The organism is Pseudoalteromonas sp. BDTF-M6, from assembly GCF_018334135.1.
Taxonomy (GTDB): domain Bacteria; phylum Pseudomonadota; class Gammaproteobacteria; order Enterobacterales; family Alteromonadaceae; genus Pseudoalteromonas.
Map to the genome: position 1 here is coordinate 183719 of NZ_JAGXTQ010000005.1, position 17530 is coordinate 201248.

The following is a 17530-nucleotide window of genomic DNA, read 5'->3' on the forward strand; positions in this document are numbered from 1 at the left end:
ATCAGGTGATGGTTTCACTAAATCAATAATAGGAATGTACTCAATGCAACTTAATAAACTGTTAAAAAGCCTGCTTGTTGCAGTGCCAGTAATGACACTAGCAGCATGTAGCTCTTCATCAAACCTAGATGAAGGCCAAGCCAACGAAACTAACCAAGTTGAAACCCAAACAACTGATACTGTAGAAGTTGAAACTGTTGAGCGCGTAGAAACTGCAGAAGAAAAACTACGTAAAAAGTACGAAGAACTTCGCCAGCAGCAGATCATCCACTTCGACTTTGACCGTGCTACTATCCAAAGCAAGTACGCTGAGCTACTTCAAGCGCACGCTCAATTCCTAATCGAAAACCCATCGGTTAAAGTACTTATCGAAGGTCACGCGGATGAGCGTGGTACTCCTGAGTACAACATCGCCCTGGGTGAGAGCCGTGGTCAGTCGGTTGAAAAATACCTTCTAAGCCTTGGCGTTAACGCAAACCAAATGTCAGTTGTGAGCTATGGCGAAGAGAAGCCAATGATCAAAGCACGCAACGAAGAAGCGTTTGCTCAAAACCGCCGTGCGGTATTAGTATACTAAAATCGGTAGAGTAATGATGAAGCCGAAACTTATTTTGGCAGCCTTACTCATGAGCGGGAGCACCCATGTTTGGGCTGCTCCCGCTCCTGTTTCTGAGGCCACTGCCAGCGAATCAAGCATCGAGCAGCGTTTAAGTCGACTTGAGCAAATGATGCAATCTCGCAACATTATGCAAGCCAACCTGCAGCAGCAGCTCGATATGTTACAGGATGAAGTGAGCCAATTGCGTGGCATCACCGAAGAGCATAGCTACAAGCTCGAGAAGGTATTGCAACGTCAGCGTGAGCTTTATCAAGAGATTGAAAACCGTGTTAGCGCCGCTTATACGCAGCAACCTAGCTACGATATGCCGCAAACGCCAACACAGCAGCCTGACAGTGGCTTAAACACCACAGTGGTCAGCACCGACCTGTCGGAAAACCAAGCGTACGACAAAGCGGTGAAGCTGATTATGCAGGATAAGCGCTATGATGCCGCGATTCCTGAGTTCAAGGCGTTTCTACAAAACTATCCTAACTCTGTATATGCGGCCAATGCCCATTACTGGTTGGGACAATTGTTGACCATTAAGGGGGACACGGCCGGTGCTAAATCTCATTTTGAGACCGTGGTGAATCAATACAGCGATTCTAGCAAGCGCCCGGATGCACTTCTTAAGCTCGGTACCCTGGAACAACAGCAAGGTCAGTTGGCCAGAGCTAAGCAATTGTTTAATGAGGTTATCACGCAATACCCTAATACTACGGCAGCAACATTAGCCGCCGAACGTGTTAGCAAGTTGTAGCCGAAATTGCTAGTTGTTAGGTTTTAGACTGCTTTGTAGCTAAAGCGGTCTAAAATTAGGCAACTAAAAGGAAAAACTAAAAAAAACCGAGTATTTGTATTGCACTTGGATTTTAAATAAGTATTATAAGCGCCCGCAGCAGGGGATAACCACTCAGGGAATTTTCTGCAGCAAATTACATAAAGTGGGTCATTAGCTCAGCTGGTAGAGCAGTGGACTTTTAATCCATTGGTCGATGGTTCGAATCCATCATGACCCACCACTTTATGTAATATTTAGCACAGCGTTGGGTCATTAGCTCAGTTGGTAGAGCAGTGGACTTTTAATCCATTGGTCGATGGTTCGAATCCATCATGACCCACCAATTGCTAAATCGATTCTAATGTTGGGTCATTAGCTCAGCTGGTAGAGCAGTGGACTTTTAATCCATTGGTCGATGGTTCGAATCCATCATGACCCACCACGTTAGAATCAATACTGTTAACTTGTTGACGTTAGTCATAACGCCTTAAACATATTAACAACCCGGGCGGGTCATTAGCTCAGCTGGTAGAGCAGTGGACTTTTAATCCATTGGTCGATGGTTCGAATCCATCATGACCCACCATCAATCTCCCCCTGCTATTATGAATAGCGCTTAATGTGCCGACATCTTATTGGCTCATTACACCAGAGCGGGTCATTAGCTCAGCTGGTAGAGCAGTGGACTTTTAATCCATTGGTCGATGGTTCGAATCCATCATGACCCACCACTTTCTTTATTCCCTTTTAAACTAACTAGTTACTAACTATCTTCTCGAACCCTAGCGCATAGCTTCTTTTTATCGCCATAGTTTCGTATAATTGACCCAGTATTTCGTAACCTAGAATAGTATTATCAGTATGGGTATTAGCCAACAGATCATGCCAGAGGACTATATTTTTCCTCCTAAGCCAGCTCCTCTTTCCGATGCCGAAAAGCTCGCCTACAAAGAGCGTATTAAGCAATTGCTGAAAGAGAAGAATGCCGTATTAGTCGCGCACTACTATACCGACCCTGAAATTCAGGCGCTCGCGGAAGAAACCGGTGGCTGTGTTGCCGACTCTTTAGAGATGGCTCGTTTTGGCGCACGTCAAGAGCAAGCAGATATGATCATCGTTGCCGGTGTTCGCTTCATGGGTGAAACGGCTAAGATCCTGACGCCGAATAAAACCGTGGTCATGCCAACCCTGGAGGCGACCTGTTCGCTGGACGTGGGTTGTCCTATCGATGCCTTTAGTGAGTTTTGTGATCAGCACCCAGATCGTAAAGTAGTGGTGTATGCCAACACCTCAACTGCGGTTAAGGCGCGTGCTGATTGGATTGTGACCTCATCGTGCGCACTGGAAATTGTTGAGCATCTTGATAGCGAAGGCGAGAAAATTATCTGGGGTCCGGATAAGCACCTTGGCAGCTATATCCAAAAGCAAACCGGTGCCGATATGATCATGTGGAATGGTGCCTGTATCGTTCATGACGAGTTTAAAACCAAGGCATTGCAAGACATGAAGGCCTTGCATCCGGATGCGGCGATTTTGGTTCACCCCGAGTCACCGGCCGAGATTGTTGAGCTGGCCGATGCCGTTGGTTCAACAAGTCAGCTGATTAAAGCGGCGCAGGAAATGGATAACCAGAAGTTTATCGTTGCCACCGACCGCGGTATCTTCTATAAGATGCAGCAGCTATGCCCAGAGAAGGAATTTTTTGAAGCACCGACTGCAGGCGAGGGTGCAACCTGTAAAAGCTGCGCACATTGCCCCTGGATGGCGATGAACGGTTTAAAAGCCATTGAGGAAGCTCTGATTGACCCAAGCGGCAAAGAAGTGTTTGTGGACATGGAACTGCGCGAGGGCGCCTTACGCTCGCTTAACCGCATGCTTGATTTCACCGCCGCCATGGCACGCTAATGGCGGATTACTAAGCAATTGATTTGGTTTTGTAAAAAACACCTTGCAACAAACAAAGCCTTTGCTTAGTATAAGCGGCGCTGCTACGGCAGCCCAGTTAAAGTGCGGAGAGGTGGCTGAGTGGCCGAAGGCGCACGACTGGAACTCGTGTATACGTTAATAGCGTATCGAGGGTTCGAATCCCTCCCTCTCCGCCATGCATTAAAACAAAAAAGCCCAGCTAGTTAGCTGGGCTTTTTTGTTTTAACAGCACCAGCTGAGCTGGGTGGCCTTGATGAGAACCCTGGTTCGACAAAATGTCGGGAGCATTTTGAGCCGCGCAGGCGCCCGAAGGGTTGCCTAAAGGATGTAGGCAAGCTTATCCCTCCCGGTCGCAAGCTTCGGCCCTGCGGCGTTGCCTTAGGCTGTTCGTTCACTCGCGGTGAACTTACTCCTCTACGCTATGTATTCCCGAAGCCTCGTATTCAGTGAGGCTTGGCCGTTTATTGGCCCTGTGTAAAAAGCAGGTGGCTACAAATGGCTACCAGTAATTAGGCTCAATGCTAGTGGCTTATGGATGAATAGTTTTGAACATCATGTTTCTTTATTAACCTATCTTAATTCAAATATCTAGGCGCTCGTTATTCGAGTTTCCCTGCAAGTTTGGCAATGGTTTTGTAGTCTTTCCAAAGCCAAAGTTTCACATCTATACCTGCACGCTGTTCCTCGTGGTATCTCTGTAGAAATTCATTTAACGACTCCAATACAGCTTCCGCTATTTTTCCTTCTGGACGTGGGATACGAGTTTTGTTGTTATTTCCAAGTACATTTATTATTCCCAAGTCAGGTCTCCGTTGTGAGACGTCGAGCCTGTATTCATATGAATAGTGCATCATGATCTCATAAATCTTATCGAACTTAGTTGAACTAGACGTTTCATATGCAGTATTTTCATCAACAACAATAGACGAAAATTTACTTTTTATGTGTATGTGAGAGCCTGCATTAAATGTGTCACTGTGTAATCTAAAAGTCTCCTCATCTCTATCGAATTCAACTAGAGCAATAATTAAAGTGAAAAAATTTACATATTGTTTCTTATTAGTTGCTCGGAAAGTGTCATTGGCAACTCTGAGACAAGCGTTCAGCTTTGCAACTAACTGGTCTATTGCTCTTATCTCAAGCCGGAACGCGGTAACTATCCAGTAGAGATAAGTTATAAATGAGTCTTTGACAATATGAGGTGGAAGGGCCGGATACAGGGTAACCTCTTTAGTATTAATTTGGTATCTCAATATTAGTTAAGCTTATATAGTGCTTAATATCTGGCTCACTAAGCCTAGCTTCTCTATTGAAAAAACGCTTTAGATAGTTCGATGAATTGAATTCAGTGCCATATACAGCTTTAATCGAATGCTTTAGTTGTTCTGTATCGGTCGCGATAACAAAAACGAAATTTTTAGTAGTAAAAAAGTGCTTTATGACCTCCAGCATTTCAATGGCATAGTTTGGCCTACACCTGTCTAATTCATCTACTAATACAATCACTGGAAGTTGATGTTTATAGTTTGTTTGAATTACTTCAGCCAAACACTCCAGCTCCACTCTTATTTTTTTTATGGCGTCTACTTGTTCAGTATGACCCTTTTTAACTTGCTCTAAATAACCAAGGTCCGATTCACTAAATAGAGACTTTGCTATCTCTGTACCCGCACTGGCTTCACCTAAAGCTGCTTTTGATAATAACCCAGCGCTTGCGATAGTGACTCCTTTTAAAGCTTTTCCAAGTACACGGCTTACTTTTTTCAAATCACTGCCAATATTCTCGTTAATACATGAAAGTTGACTAACAAGCTCACTAGAGACAACTGATAAAGGGCATTCAGAAAAGTCACTCTCCCAAGCGTCAATGTAAATAGTTGGATGGCCTTTTGAGCACAATAATGAATAAAGCCTTTTTAGAAATTGGGTTTTACCCGTTCCCCAAGCTCCATTTAGGTTCAGTACGAAACCATCATGTTCCCCAGTAATATAACTTGCTAGGAACTCTCCATACTCAGATCTGTTCAGTTTGCAGTTGCCGAAAGTATAGTCATCTAACCACTCTTTGTATTTGCAGTTGGTAATTGGTGATAGGCGAGTTGAGGCCATAACACTTCCTTGTTTTTAGATTCAAATTTGTATCTCAGTGAATGCTAACACGAATACGTTTATTGCATGCAAGGGCTAGAATAGGGAATACAAAATGCCTGGAGCATTTTGAGCTGCGCAGGCGCCCGCAGGGTTGCCTACAGGATGTAGGCAAGCTTATCCCTCCAGGTCGCAAGCTTTGGCCCTGGGGCGTTGCCTTGGGTTGTTCATTCACTAGCGATGAACTCACTCCTTTACGCCACCCATTAAAACAAAAGAGCCCAGATAACTTACTAGGCTCTTTTGCTATGAATATAGAGGCGTTCGTTGGTGTTGAGCGCCATTTAAATTCTACGCCAACTCCTGCGCCACTTCTGCCACTTTCTGCCGCAACCAGATATGGCTCACATCCCTATGTAGCAGTGGCGACCAAATCATGTCGAGCTCGAACGGCGGTATGGGGAAGGGCGGCTCTAAAATGGTGAGTCCCGGATCGTCCTGGTATATTTTCGCCGCCTTAGAGGGCAAGGTGGCCACCAGGTTTAGTTCTTTGGCTAGGTGAATGGCTACGTGGTAATTACGCGTGAAAGTGGCAATGTCTCTATGTTTACCAAAGTGTGCCAGGGCCTCGTCAACCCAGCCGAGTTTTTGCACATCTTTAGGGTCCATACCCACACCGACGCCAAAACCGGTTTTACTCACCCAGATATGTCTGGCCTGCAAATAACTCTCTAAATTAAAGCGCTCCAAAATGGGGTTGTCGGATTTGACCAGGCAGCAGAAGCTGTCCTTCCAAATGCGTTTATGGTGGAAGGATTGGGGCAGCTTCTCAAAGCGGTTGAGGGCCATATCCACCTTGCCGTTTTCAACGTCGTGGAAATTCACATCACTGGGCGTCAGTATGTCCAAGGTGGTATCCGGCGCCTCGGCGTGCAATTTACTCAATAAACGGGGGGCCAGGGTACTGGCGGCATAGTCGCTGGCCATAATGCGAAATACGCGCTTACTGCTGGCGGGTTCAAAGTCGCGGTTAGGGGCCAAGGTTTCTTCCAAGGTCATCAGCACCCCACGGATCACTGGTTGCAGCTCCAAAGCGCGCTCTGTCGGCACCATGCCCTCGCTGGTGCGCACCAGTAGGGGATCATTCAGCAGGTTGCGCAGGCGCTTGAGGCCGTTACTCATGGCTGGCTGAGTAATGCTGAGCTGATTGGCAGCCTTGGTCACATTACACTCGCGCAACAAGGTATCGAGATAAACGAGAAGATTTAAATCAATTTTGTTTATATTCATTCCGCTATGCCATTTATTTTATTTATGGTTAGTCTAGCTTAATCTTGGGCGGCCGAATAGGCTACCAAAGGTGTATAAAGCGCTGTTCGTTGGGGTAAGGATAGACCTGTTTATATTCGCCTCGGGCAATCTTTTGTTGCGCCTGCTGCCAATAGTCGGCGCCGGTCAACTCGCCATGATGGCGCATAAATACGTCTTTATGTGTTGGGTTGGGCAGCACAAAGGTGGTTAACTGGGCTGGAAACACATCGTTGGGGGCGACCGAAAAACTGTGCTCGTCAGCATGGTCGAATTCGCGAAATTGCATGTCGGTGAGGTATTGCACCTCATCATAGTCGTAAAACACCACACGCTGATGTTTGGTCACACCAAAGTTTTTCAACAGCATGTCGCCGGGAAAGATATTGGCGGCAATCATTTCTTTGAGCGCCTGGCCATATTCAATGATGGCATGCTCCGCTTTGTCCTGGTCGACCTCTTGTAAATAGAGGTTGAGTGGTGTCATGCGGCGTTCAATATACAGGTGTTTGATGATCAGCATATCCCCTTCGATGCGCATCGAATTGGCAATGCTGTTTTCCAACTGTTGCAGTAATTCTTCGCTAAAACAGCTAAGGGGCAGGGCCACGTCGGAATATTCCCAGGTGTCGGCCATACGGCCAACCCGATCGTGGCGTTTAACCAGCTGATAGCGCTCGAGCACGGTTTTTCTACCGAAGGGTTTACTCGAGCCAAAGCGATCTCGAATGATTTTAAAAACATAGGGGAAGGATGGCAGGTTTATCACCATCATCACCATGCCCGGGGTACCGGCGGCCAGTTCAAAGCGCTCGTGGGCGTGTTGCATATGGGCCAGCAGCTCGCGGTAGAATTCGGTTTTGCCCTGCTTGTGAAAGCCGATGGCATTATACAGTTCGGCCTTGGTTTTGCCGGGCATCAATTGATTGAGAAAGTGCACTAAGGCCGAAGGCGCATGGGTTTGCACCATAAAATAAGCCCGGGCAAAACCAAAGATCACCCGCATCTGTGATGAGCGGGTCAGCAGGGCATCTATGTACAGGCCACGGTCTCGATCATGTAACACCGCAATTATAAAAGGCTGGGATCCCGTTGATGAGACAATACGGCCGACGATATAGGCGGCTTGGCCGCGATAAAAAGGCGCCTGCAGGATATCGAAGCGCATTTGATGGCTTTTAACATGAGTCTCAGGGGCTTGTTTCATAAAGGCCTTTAATAACAATCGAATATCACGTTCGAGGTTGGCAAAGGGGCAGCCAAACTCAAATTGAGTGATAATTTGGCGAATGGTGGGCTTGAGGCCCTCAACCACGGGAAAGTAGCTGCGATATTCCGCTTCCACCGGCAGCGCCGGAGCATCGGCCAGGGTCGCCTGGACGAAGATAAAGTCGTTATTGTAGTACTTGCGCTCAAATAAACGACAAAACACCGAGTTATAAAAGGTTTCCGCGAGCTCGGCCTGTGGGTGAAAGGCTAAAAACTGCAGATAACATTCCTTGGTATCTATCCACAGTTGCGGATCATCCGCCGGGTCGTTAACCACCGAGGCCAGGGTGTCGACGGTTTCATTAACGCGGGTATCGTAATAGCTAATGCGTAGGCTGGCAATATGACGCATGGTCGCCCAATCACGAGTGGCAAAGGCCTGAGGTGCCTGCGCCGTGATCGATTGAAACAACTTGTAGTGATGAAAAAATCCGTTAAGAATTTGTTGTGCTATTGCCTGTGCATACACCATTAAAGCCTTCTAGAGTATAAACTCTAAGCTACCTTAAGCCATGGTCCTAAGTCATTGCAAGCGTTATTGAAATTTTGCCAGGGACTTTTCTAACCTTGCCAGCTTTTGCTCGGTTTCTTTTATACGCTGAGTATAACGACGCTCGATGTCTTTAATGTTGACGCGCACCTCTTTTTTCAGGGACTTGCGCTCATCATCCGACATGAGTCGTTCCAAGCGTTGCTCTTCGGCCAGGGTTTTTGCGCTGCGTTCGCGTTTTAACATCACCACCTTGTGCTTGGTGCTGCGAATTTGCATATTGATGCTGTTGCGCTTGTTTTCTTTCTCAAGCTCGGTCAGCTGCTTTGAATAGTCTTCTTTGGGGCCCTGATGGCGGGGGTTGGAGTGTGTTACTGTTTGCTCCGTTGCATTTTTATTGCAAGGGAACTGGCTAAATACCGTGCCAGCTTCGGTTTGACACTTAAAATAGTCGGTATTGGCATGGCCCATGATAGGCAGCGCCGCGCTAAGTACTAACACACTTCCTCGGAGTGCTAATCTGCTAGTCACTGTTTCACCTCGCTTAATTATTATTCTCATTCCTAGTCCAATATAGATGAACTAAATTTGAATGTCACGATAGTAAGACAAAGGTATGAAAGGGAAAGTGAGGTCTTTTTTTGCTGGCTAGGGTCAAAGACCCTAGCTTATTGGGCGTTAAAGCGTTTCAGTTGCTTAAGGCCCTGAATTAAAAACGGCACGTTAAGCTCTTGGTCGACACTAAAGCCTTCGCTGGCAGAAATATGCTTATAGCTGCCGTCGCTGCTCAGCAAGGTAATGCGGTCTTTGCGCAGGGCAATAAACACCCCTTGCGAGTAATTGATATTGGGCTTGCTGCCATTACTGAGCATGTTATTGGCAATTAGGGCGCTGGCCCCGAGTTCAGGGCACTGCCACTGCTCGGCAAGTACGGTGGCAAGTATATCTTGAGGTTGTACGATATGACCTAAACCCTGCAGGCGTGCATCTGTGCTCCATAACTGATTAATCGTCGTCACACCCTCTTTGCTATCGCCCTCAAGGGTAAAGGCAAAGACAATATGCGTGTCTTGCACTTGGGTGTGCTCATCAAGCGTGACCTTAACCAAGGCCTCGACATCGTCATGGATAAAATCAAATTGCGCTAAGTTAGTCTCTAGCGTCAGTGGCGGGCGTCGCCACAAGGGATCTATGTGATCCTTGCTCATGCTTTGGCGGTAATAGCTTGGTAGACCATACAGGGTATTGAAAATAGTATCGTCGCTGTCGGTCGGATGTAAAATAGGGGCGACTTTGTCGAGTGTCGGGTTGGCCTCAAGAAAACGGCTTAATTCGGCCTTGGTGCTAAACAGGCGAATATCGACCGCAGCGGCATCGGGAGCCAAGGTGCAACTAGGTAGTTGCGCCGGCATCACAAAGCTGACATTGGGCGCATTAACATTGACCGAGCGCTCTTGCTCGTAACGTTTCAGATCCAGTAAATCATTTTTGGCCAGCAAGGACTTCGCCGTAGTCGGGTAAGACAGAGGCAACATATTGTCTTGCTTGGTAATATCAAACTTCAGCTCGGCATCCGCCCAAATATGAATGCTGTGACTCAGGGCAAAGCAGACGACTAGCGTGGTAGTGATGGTGCGGCCAATGCGCAGGCGTTTAAGATCGCCCAGATGGTGCCAGGCATAATTACTGACAATAAGCTGGTAGGCTAAAATGAGCAGCACAAAGGCACTGACCAACAAGGTAGATAGCGCCGGGGTATTACTCACGTTTCGCCAAAACAGCGATAAAATCTCACCCAGTGCACTGTAGTTAAGGTGATAACCCAGGTTGTAGTAAACAAACGCATCCACCGCCAGCAGCGTCATTCCCACCGTTGCCAGCACCGAGGCCATGCCGCGAATATGCCGGGGGTAGGGGAAAATCAAAGACAGAGGGAAAATGGTCAGCACAAAGGCTAAAAAGGTAATAAAGGCGGTGTGGCTGAGCCAGGTCACCACCATATAGAAGGTGCCTACGGCCGTGGTGGGGGGCGCATCGGCGAACAAATAGGCAAGGCTAAGCAACAACGCAAGGCCAATATTAGCCAGGGTAAACCAGTGGCCCCAGGCCAGTAACTGACTGACTCGAGAGGAAAATTGATTTTGCGTTGTCAGATTCATTGGTTACTTCAACGAATCCGTAAGGGCATTGGCAAAGTTTTGCGCCACGGCAGCTCTTTTTGCCTCGGGCACATGCTCTTTAATAATATGCGTGATAGTATTGCCCAGACACATCAGGCTTAAATCAACCGGTGCCTTTTTTTCGGCAAGTACAGCGACAAGCTGATCGACAAGTTGTTCTACTTCTTCATTGGTATATTTGGATAACGCTGGCATCGGTGGTTCATTACTGATTTATATATGTCCTTGTATTTTAACACCGTAGGAGTGAAAAACAAAGATGACCACTGAGGTTAAGAAGCTGGTTGTACATTACGTCGATAAAGACGGCGATAATACCCAAATTCACTTGCGCAATGACGAAATGCCCATCAATGAGCGCGTTAATGTGTTTATTGAACAGTTACATCACGCCTATAACGGCAAGCCCGGCAAAGGTTTTTGTGCCTTCAGTGCGGACAAAAGCAGTGTCGTTGCAAGTGCCATGCAAAGCTACCGTAATCATGAGCTCGGCTTTTGGCAGGTTACCGAGCAGGCCGCAACGGTATTAAAAGAAGAACTTGATAAATATGCCTTTAATGAAACCGGTTATTTGGTGTTTTGTCATTATCAGTATGTTGCTACCGACTATATCTTAATCGCCCTGATCAACATTAAAGAGCACTACAGCATCACCTCTGAGCTTGATCTCGCCTCCTCTCGTCACCTGGATATCACGCGCATGCAACTGGCGGCGCGTATCGATTTGGCGGCCTGGGACACGCAAGCGGACGATAACCGTTATATCTCTTTTATTAAGGGCCGAGCCGGGCGTAAGGTTGCCGACTTCTTCCTAGACTTTCTGGGCTGCGAAGAGGGTATCGACCCGAAACAGCAAAGCCGTTCCATGCTCAACGCCGTTGAGGACTATTTAAGCGAGCAAGGCTTGGACAAGACAGAAAAAGATGAGCGTCGCCGCGAAGTCTTTGATTATTGCAGTGACCGTCTAAGTAGCGGCGAAGACGCACAAATCGAGGAAATCGGTAAGGCTGTCAGCAAGGATGACGACAACAGCTTTAGCGATTTTTATCAGCAGCAAAACTACGATCTGGCCGAGTCATTCCCGGTCGATAAAAAGACCGTGACCGGCATGGTGAAGCTCTCCGGCATGGGTGGCGGTGTGAGTGTTGGCTTTGAGCGTAAGCACTTAGGTGAGCGGGTTATTTACGACCCGGTTAATGATACCTTGACCATCAAGGGCGTGCCGCCTAATTTGAAAGACCAGCTTGAGCAGTTGGACAAGGAGTAGGGTGTAAACCTACTCTTAACTCTGAGAGCTTCCAGAGTTAAGGATATAAAAAGACATAAAAAAAGCCGCTGATTTCAGCGGCTTTTTTACGTTTACCTTAATTACTCAGCATCAGCCTGTGCTACTTCAGGCACCGGCTCAGCGGCAATCTGTGGGGCTTTTGGCGTCGCCGCACCACAGAATGCATGGTGTACAGGTGCAACTGAACCTGGCTTCAAGCCACTGTTGACCACTGCGGTGCGCTGCTCAGCTGGCATTGGCTGTGGCAATTCACCCAGAGGTTGCATGGCTTGGGTTACCGGCTGTGTCATAGGCGCAGAGGCGTGACCGATTGCGCGTACGGCGTTAGCTACTGGCTCGGCCGTTGCTGTAACCTCTGCTTCGACCTCAGGGGCTTCTGCAGTTTCCGCAACAGGTGCTTGTTCAGCGACAACTTCAGCCTTTTCCTCTTGAGCTGGCTCGGCTGGTGTTTCAACAACTGTTTCGACGGCACTCTCGACATTAGTCTCGACAGCAGTCTCAGCAAGTGTTTCAACTGGAGCTTCAGCTTCAGCTTCAGTCTCGGCCGGTTTCGCTTCGTCTTGCTCGGCGACTGCTTCCTCTGCCGGCTCTTCGCTGCTAGTCGCAGGCGTTTCAACAACCGCTTCTTCAGCTTGTGGCTCAACAGTTTCTGCAACCACTTCGGCTTGAGGCTCTGGGCTCTCTTGGCTTGGTGCTGGAGCAGCTTCAACGGCCGCTTGTTCAACCGCAGGTGCAACCGACTGCTCGGCAGATTGCTCTTGTGTCGCGGCTACCGGTGCAGTGTCTTGCTTGGCTTCTTCCGCCATGGCCTGATCGGCTACCGGAATAAAGGCGGCCTTATCGCTTTCGCCTTCTTGCTTTTCACGACGACGGCGTTGACCGGCGGCGCGCAGGTGGCGTGGTGAACGACGGCTGCGAGTGCGGCCTTCTTTTTCGCCCTCGGCTTGCTCTTCACCTTCTTGCGTCTCAGCGTTGGCGTTTTCCATCTGAGCTGCAGGCTCGGCTTTTGGCTCTGCCTTAGGTGCAGGCTTAGGTTCAGCTTTTGGTGAAGCCTTTTCTTGTGCTGCATCAGCTTGCTGTTCTTGCACAGCAACGTCTTGAGTTGCTGCAACAACCGGCGCTGCTTGTTGCTCTTGAGTATCTACTGCAGGCTCAACGACAGCGGTTGCAGTTTCGCTTGTAAGCGTTTGCTCGGCCTGTGCTTTATTTGGCACGCGCACCTTCTTACGTAGGTTGCGACGTTGGCGGCGCTGCTTAGGCTTTTGCTCCTGCTCTTGTTGTTGCTCGTCTTTCGCTTCAACATTGGTGTCTTTAAGCGTTTCAGCGCTCTCGTTACGGTTATCGCGACGACGGTTTTGCGAACGACGGCGTTTATTGCGGTTATCCGAGCCACGATTGTCATCACGCTCGTTGCTGCGCTGACCACCACGTTGGCCGCCGCGCTCATCGCTGCGATTTTGCTCCTTGCTTTCGCTCTTCTCAGCTTCTGGCTTTTCACCGCCTTTTTGCTGCGGGCCTTTGCCGCGGTTGCGCGACTGATTGCTGCGACGACGCTGGTTGTTGCGACGACGCTCACCTGAGCGGCGGTCTTTTTCTTCACCCTTACCTTGCTTTTTATCTTGTTCGGCTTGCTCTTCACCACCAAACAGATCTTTTAGCCATTTGCTGATGCGCTCAAGCAGGCCAGGTTGTTCTGGGGCCTTGGCTTTATTGCTAGCAGCTTTAGGCTGAGCCACAGGTGCGGGTTCGTGTGGCATGACCACGCCCTTGAGCACCGGCTCTTCACGTTGTGGTGAGGCTGGCGCACGAGAATACTCGATTGCTTCCGGCTCTGGCTCAATGATTTGCTCGTAGCTTGCCGCTTCCAGGGTTTCGTCTTTACGTAAGCGCACGACTTCGTAATGCGGTGTTTCCATATGCTGATTAGGAATGATCACCACATCACAGTTGTGACGTTTTTCGATGCGCTGCACGCTGCGGCGCTTTTCGTTCAGCAGGTAGGCGCCTACGGCAACCGGCACCTGAGCATTAACCTGAGCGGTATTGTCTTTGATTGCTTCTTCTTCGATTAGACGAAGGATAGACAGGGCAATTGACTCATTCGAACGAATGGTGCCCTGACCACTACAACGTGGACAGCTGCCTTGGCTTGCTTCGCCCAATGACGGACGCAAGCGCTGACGTGACATTTCCAACAGGCCAAAACGAGAAATCTTACCGATCTGCACACGGGCGCGGTCTTGACGCGCCGCATCTTTAAGGCGGTTTTCTACTTCACGTTGGTGGCGCGGAGGAGTCATATCGATAAAGTCGATAACAATCAAACCACCCAGGTCACGCAGGCGTAACTGACGGGCGATTTCATCGGCCGCTTCAAGGTTGGTATTGAGTGCGGTTTCCTCGATATCGCTACCCTTGGTCGCTTTTGACGAGTTGATATCGATAGAGGTCAGTGCTTCCGTTGGGTCAATTACGATTGAACCGCCAGAAGGCAGGCGCACTTCGCGCTGGAAGGCAGACTCGATTTGGCTTTCAATTTGATAATGCGTAAACAGCGGCACATCATTTTGGTACAGCTTCACGCGATTCATAAAATCAGGGCGGAAGCGTTCGATATGGGCTTTTGCTTCTTCGAATACACGCGGCTTGTCGATCAGGATTTCACCGATGTCGCGACGCAGATAGTCACGAATAGCACGGAAAATAACATTACTTTCCTGGTGAATTAAGAAAGGTGCCTTGCCACTGTCGGCAGCATCTTTAATTGCCTGCCAGTGCACCAGTAGGGCTTTTAAGTCGTACTCAAGCTCTTCGTATGATTTACCTACGCCCGCGGTGCGTACGATTAGGCCCATGCCCTTAGGCAGGTCTAAACGGCTCAGTGCTTCTTTGAGCTCGGCACGTTCATCCCCTTCGATACGACGAGAAATACCGCCGGCACGAGGGTTATTTGGCATCAATACCAGGTAGCTACCGGCCACACTGATAAAGGTGGTCAGCGCAGCGCCTTTTTGGCCGCGTTCTTCTTTATCAACCTGAACAATTACTTCCTGACCTTCTTTGATTACATCCTTGATATTAGGACGACCGCTAAAGGTATAACCGCTAGGGAAGTAGGTACGGGCAATTTCTTTAAGTGGTAAGAAGCCATGGCGTTCGGCGCCGTAGTCAACAAAAGCGGCTTCAAGAGAAGGTTCGATACGGGTAATTTTACCCTTGTAGATGTTTGCTTTTTTTTGTTCGTGTCCAGGGCTTTCGATATCTAGATCGTACAGGCGCTGGCCATCAACCAGTGCTACGCGCATTTCTTCTTGCTGCGTCGCATTGATTAGCATGCGTTTCATATTGTTACTCTTAAATTCTGTACATAGTGCCCGACCTAACTTGGGTCATTCGGCGCTCTTCTTATGTCTTAGGTGCAGTCTCACGACTGGGCTTTTAACGAAAAAGCTTAACGTTTTAAATTTACCTTGGCGGGTGGTTTGGCAAAAAATAAAGGCCACTACACCACATCTTAAGTTTTTGCCGTCAGCAATAGCTGACAAGCGACGCAACAAGGTAATAGTCGTTTACCGATACACCAAATGGTGGTCGATAGCATTATGATTTTGTTTAATTACATGTCGTTCGCGGGCGTTCATTTTATTGCTGAAACAGCGCGCAAAAGACCTAATGTTCTATATTTTCGTTTCCTATTATGCCCATATGGGCTAATCACCACTTGCGGTCGCAGCCAAGCAAACAATCTATTACGCGCATTGTTTGTCACTGCATTCACGTGGTTTCTGGGTGATAAAGCTGTGGAAATACGAGCTCGAATCTGTATGATCGCCATTCCCAGAATGTGTTGCACGCAAGTTTTGGTCGAAACCAAAGGTGATGTAAAATCTTGTGTTATGCACAGGTTTTACAAGGGCGATTATCCCACTAAAACCGCTGCAGAAGCAACTAAATTATGACTCAAATCAGTGATTAGGTAATGAAAGAGACGATTGGCACCCAGGTTTGCTTTGTAACCGTTGATGAAGACTACAGCGGGCAACGCATAGATAACTTTTTGATAACCAAACTCAAAGGGGTGCCAAAGAGTGCGGTGTACCGGATTTTGCGTAAAGGCGAGGTGCGAGTGAACAAAAAACGTGTCAAGCCTGTGTATAAATTGCAAAGCGGTGACACGGTGCGTATTCCGCCGATTAAAATTGCTGAACGCACAGAGCAGCCGATACCTACTAACCTGGATAAGGTGAGCAAGTTAGAAGATGCCATCTTGTATGAAGATAAGTACCTGATCGTGATCAATAAACCTGCCGGTATGGCGGTGCACGGTGGTAGCGGCTTAAGCTTTGGTTTGATTGAAGCCTTGCGCGCCCTGCGTCCAAACGATAAAAGCCTGGAGCTGGTGCATCGATTAGACCGAGATACTTCGGGTTGCCTGCTTATTTCGAAAAAACGCTCGGTGTTGAAATCCCTTCATGAGCAACTGCGCGAAAAAACCATGGAAAAGAATTACTGGGCCTTGGTAGCAGGGCAGTGGGACGCCAAGGTGCGCAATGTGAATGAACCGCTTAATAAAAACACCCTGCAATCCGGTGAACGGGTGGTGCGTGTTGATCATGAGCGTGGTAAGGCCTCGCACACACGTTTTCGGGTGTTAGAACGCTTCGAAAACTGTTCCTTGGTCCAGGCTTCGCCGGTGACCGGGCGAACGCACCAAATTCGTGTGCATACCCAGTGTAAAGGGCATCCTATTGCCTGTGATGATAAATATGGTGACCAGGCCTTTGACGCGCAGATGCGCGCTCAGGGCTTTAACCGCCTATTTTTGCATGCCCGCGAGCTGCGTTTTTTCCACCCTAAAAACGAAACCACTATGGCATTGGAAGCGCCTTTAGATGCGGCGTTGGAACATTGTTTAGGACGCTTACGTGAGCAAAATACCTAATAAAGAGCTGCTTATATTCGATTGGGACGGCACCATTATGGACTCGGTGCCGAAAATAGTCGCAACACTGCAAAGTGCGGCACGCTCGCTCAGCGTGCCCGAGCCAGACCCCATTAGCGCAAAGAATATCATCGGCCTGAGCCTGGATACCGCGGTAGCAACCTTGTTTCCTGAGCATAGCGAGTTTCATCAGGCGCTCGAGGAGCAATACAAGCATCATTATTTAGCCGTCGATACCACGCCGACGCCGCTGTTTGATGATGTTGCAAGCACGCTCACGGCGCTAAAGAATAAAGGCTATGCTTTGGCGGTGGCAACCGGCAAAAGCCGTAAGGGGTTAGACAGATTATTGGCCGAAACCGGCCAGGCGCATTTTTTTGATATTACCCGCACCGCCTGTGAGGCCCAATCCAAGCCTCACCCTGAAATGCTGGAGCACATTCTTGCCTTCTATCAATTGTCTCCTGAGCAGGCGGTGATGATAGGGGATACGCAAATCGATATGCAGTTGGCAGCCAATGCCGGGGTTGATAGTATCGGCGTGACCTTTGGGGTGCACACCAAGGATGAACTGGAAATTTTTAGTCCCAAGGCGACCGTGAACAGCTATCGGGAGTTGTTGGCACTGTTTTAAGCGCCGTCTTAAGGCTGGCGCAG

At 48.5% G+C, this 17530-nt stretch carries 14 protein-coding genes and 6 tRNA genes; 12 read left to right on the forward strand and 8 right to left on the reverse strand.

The window, feature by feature from the left end; genetic code table 11:
• The first annotated feature begins 43 nt into the window (after positions 1-43).
• From pal to KD147_RS13210, 9 genes are all read left to right on the forward strand, one after another.
• Positions 44-577, forward strand: coding sequence for a peptidoglycan-associated lipoprotein Pal (pal, locus tag KD147_RS13170; RefSeq protein WP_105190757.1), 534 nt, complete (start codon positions 44-46; stop codon positions 575-577).
• A gap of 16 nt (positions 578-593) precedes the next feature.
• Positions 594-1361 carry a tol-pal system protein YbgF gene (gene ybgF / locus KD147_RS13175; RefSeq protein ID WP_105254751.1) on the forward strand — a complete coding sequence of 256 codons (768 nt, stop codon included), beginning with the start codon at positions 594-596 and terminating at the stop codon, positions 1359-1361.
• Between the two features lie 186 nt (positions 1362-1547).
• Positions 1548-1623: transfer RNA gene (locus KD147_RS13180), tRNA-Lys, on the forward strand.
• A 26-nt stretch (positions 1624-1649) separates the two neighbouring features.
• Positions 1650-1725 (forward strand) — tRNA-Lys (locus KD147_RS13185).
• A 23-nt stretch (positions 1726-1748) separates the two neighbouring features.
• Positions 1749-1824, forward strand: a tRNA-Lys gene (locus KD147_RS13190).
• Positions 1825-1892: 68 nt separating this feature from the next.
• Positions 1893-1968, forward strand: a tRNA-Lys gene (locus KD147_RS13195).
• 69 nt (positions 1969-2037) lie between these two features.
• Positions 2038-2113: transfer RNA gene (locus tag KD147_RS13200), tRNA-Lys, on the forward strand.
• A gap of 130 nt (positions 2114-2243) precedes the next feature.
• A complete protein-coding gene (nadA, locus tag KD147_RS13205; RefSeq protein ID WP_105254752.1) occupies positions 2244-3287 on the forward strand; it encodes a quinolinate synthase NadA in 1044 nt (347 codons plus the stop codon).
• Positions 3288-3393: 106 nt separating this feature from the next.
• Positions 3394-3484 (forward strand) — tRNA-Ser (locus tag KD147_RS13210).
• Between the two features lie 423 nt (positions 3485-3907).
• Here KD147_RS13210 and KD147_RS13215 read toward each other — a convergent pair.
• The 7 genes from KD147_RS13215 to KD147_RS13245 form a co-directional block, all read right to left on the reverse strand.
• Positions 3908-4561: a hypothetical protein gene (locus tag KD147_RS13215; RefSeq protein WP_212548162.1), complete on the reverse strand. Its 654-nt coding sequence runs from the start codon at positions 4559-4561 to the stop codon at positions 3908-3910.
• On the reverse strand, positions 4545-5417 hold the full coding sequence (locus KD147_RS13220; protein WP_212548163.1) for a KAP family P-loop NTPase fold protein: 873 nt from the start codon (positions 5415-5417) through the stop codon (positions 4545-4547). Before KD147_RS13220 ends, KD147_RS13215 begins: the two co-directional genes overlap by 17 nt.
• 330 nt (positions 5418-5747) lie before the next feature.
• Positions 5748-6686 (reverse strand): LysR family transcriptional regulator, encoded by a 939-nt coding sequence (locus KD147_RS13225; protein WP_105190748.1) that lies wholly within the window; start codon positions 6684-6686, stop codon positions 5748-5750.
• 61 nt (positions 6687-6747) lie between these two features.
• The gene (gene aceK, locus KD147_RS13230) at positions 6748-8442 is read right to left on the reverse strand and encodes a bifunctional isocitrate dehydrogenase kinase/phosphatase (protein WP_212548199.1); all 1695 of its coding nucleotides are present in this window, start codon (positions 8440-8442) and stop codon (positions 6748-6750) included.
• 66 nt (positions 8443-8508) lie between these two features.
• A complete protein-coding gene (locus KD147_RS13235) occupies positions 8509-8964 on the reverse strand; it encodes a hypothetical protein (RefSeq protein WP_212548164.1) in 456 nt (151 codons plus the stop codon).
• Between the two features lie 167 nt (positions 8965-9131).
• The gene (locus KD147_RS13240) at positions 9132-10622 is read right to left on the reverse strand and encodes a DUF3413 domain-containing protein (RefSeq protein WP_212548165.1); all 1491 of its coding nucleotides are present in this window, start codon (positions 10620-10622) and stop codon (positions 9132-9134) included.
• A 3-nt stretch (positions 10623-10625) separates the two neighbouring features.
• Positions 10626-10838, reverse strand: a complete 213-nt coding sequence (locus KD147_RS13245) for a YejL family protein (RefSeq protein ID WP_105190744.1) — start codon at positions 10836-10838, stop codon at positions 10626-10628.
• A gap of 64 nt (positions 10839-10902) precedes the next feature.
• Here KD147_RS13245 and yejK point away from each other — a divergent pair, with 64 nt between their 5' ends.
• Positions 10903-11910 (forward strand): nucleoid-associated protein YejK, encoded by a 1008-nt coding sequence (gene yejK, locus KD147_RS13250; RefSeq protein ID WP_105254761.1) that lies wholly within the window; start codon positions 10903-10905, stop codon positions 11908-11910.
• Positions 11911-12011: 101 nt separating this feature from the next.
• On the opposite strand, the gene rne is transcribed toward yejK, so the two are convergent.
• Entirely contained in the window at positions 12012-15275 is a 3264-nt protein-coding gene (rne, locus tag KD147_RS13255; RefSeq protein ID WP_212548166.1) for a ribonuclease E, read from the reverse strand.
• Between the two features lie 635 nt (positions 15276-15910).
• Here rne and rluC point away from each other — a divergent pair.
• Positions 15911-16873: a 23S rRNA pseudouridine(955/2504/2580) synthase RluC gene (gene rluC / locus KD147_RS13260; protein ID WP_105254764.1), complete on the forward strand. Its 963-nt coding sequence runs from the start codon at positions 15911-15913 to the stop codon at positions 16871-16873.
• Complete coding sequence (locus KD147_RS13265; protein ID WP_349304699.1) at positions 16857-17507, forward strand: HAD-IA family hydrolase; 651 nt, start codon at positions 16857-16859, stop codon at positions 17505-17507. The genes rluC and KD147_RS13265 overlap by 17 nt, the downstream gene beginning before the upstream one ends.
• Positions 17508-17530: the final 23 nt, after the last annotated feature.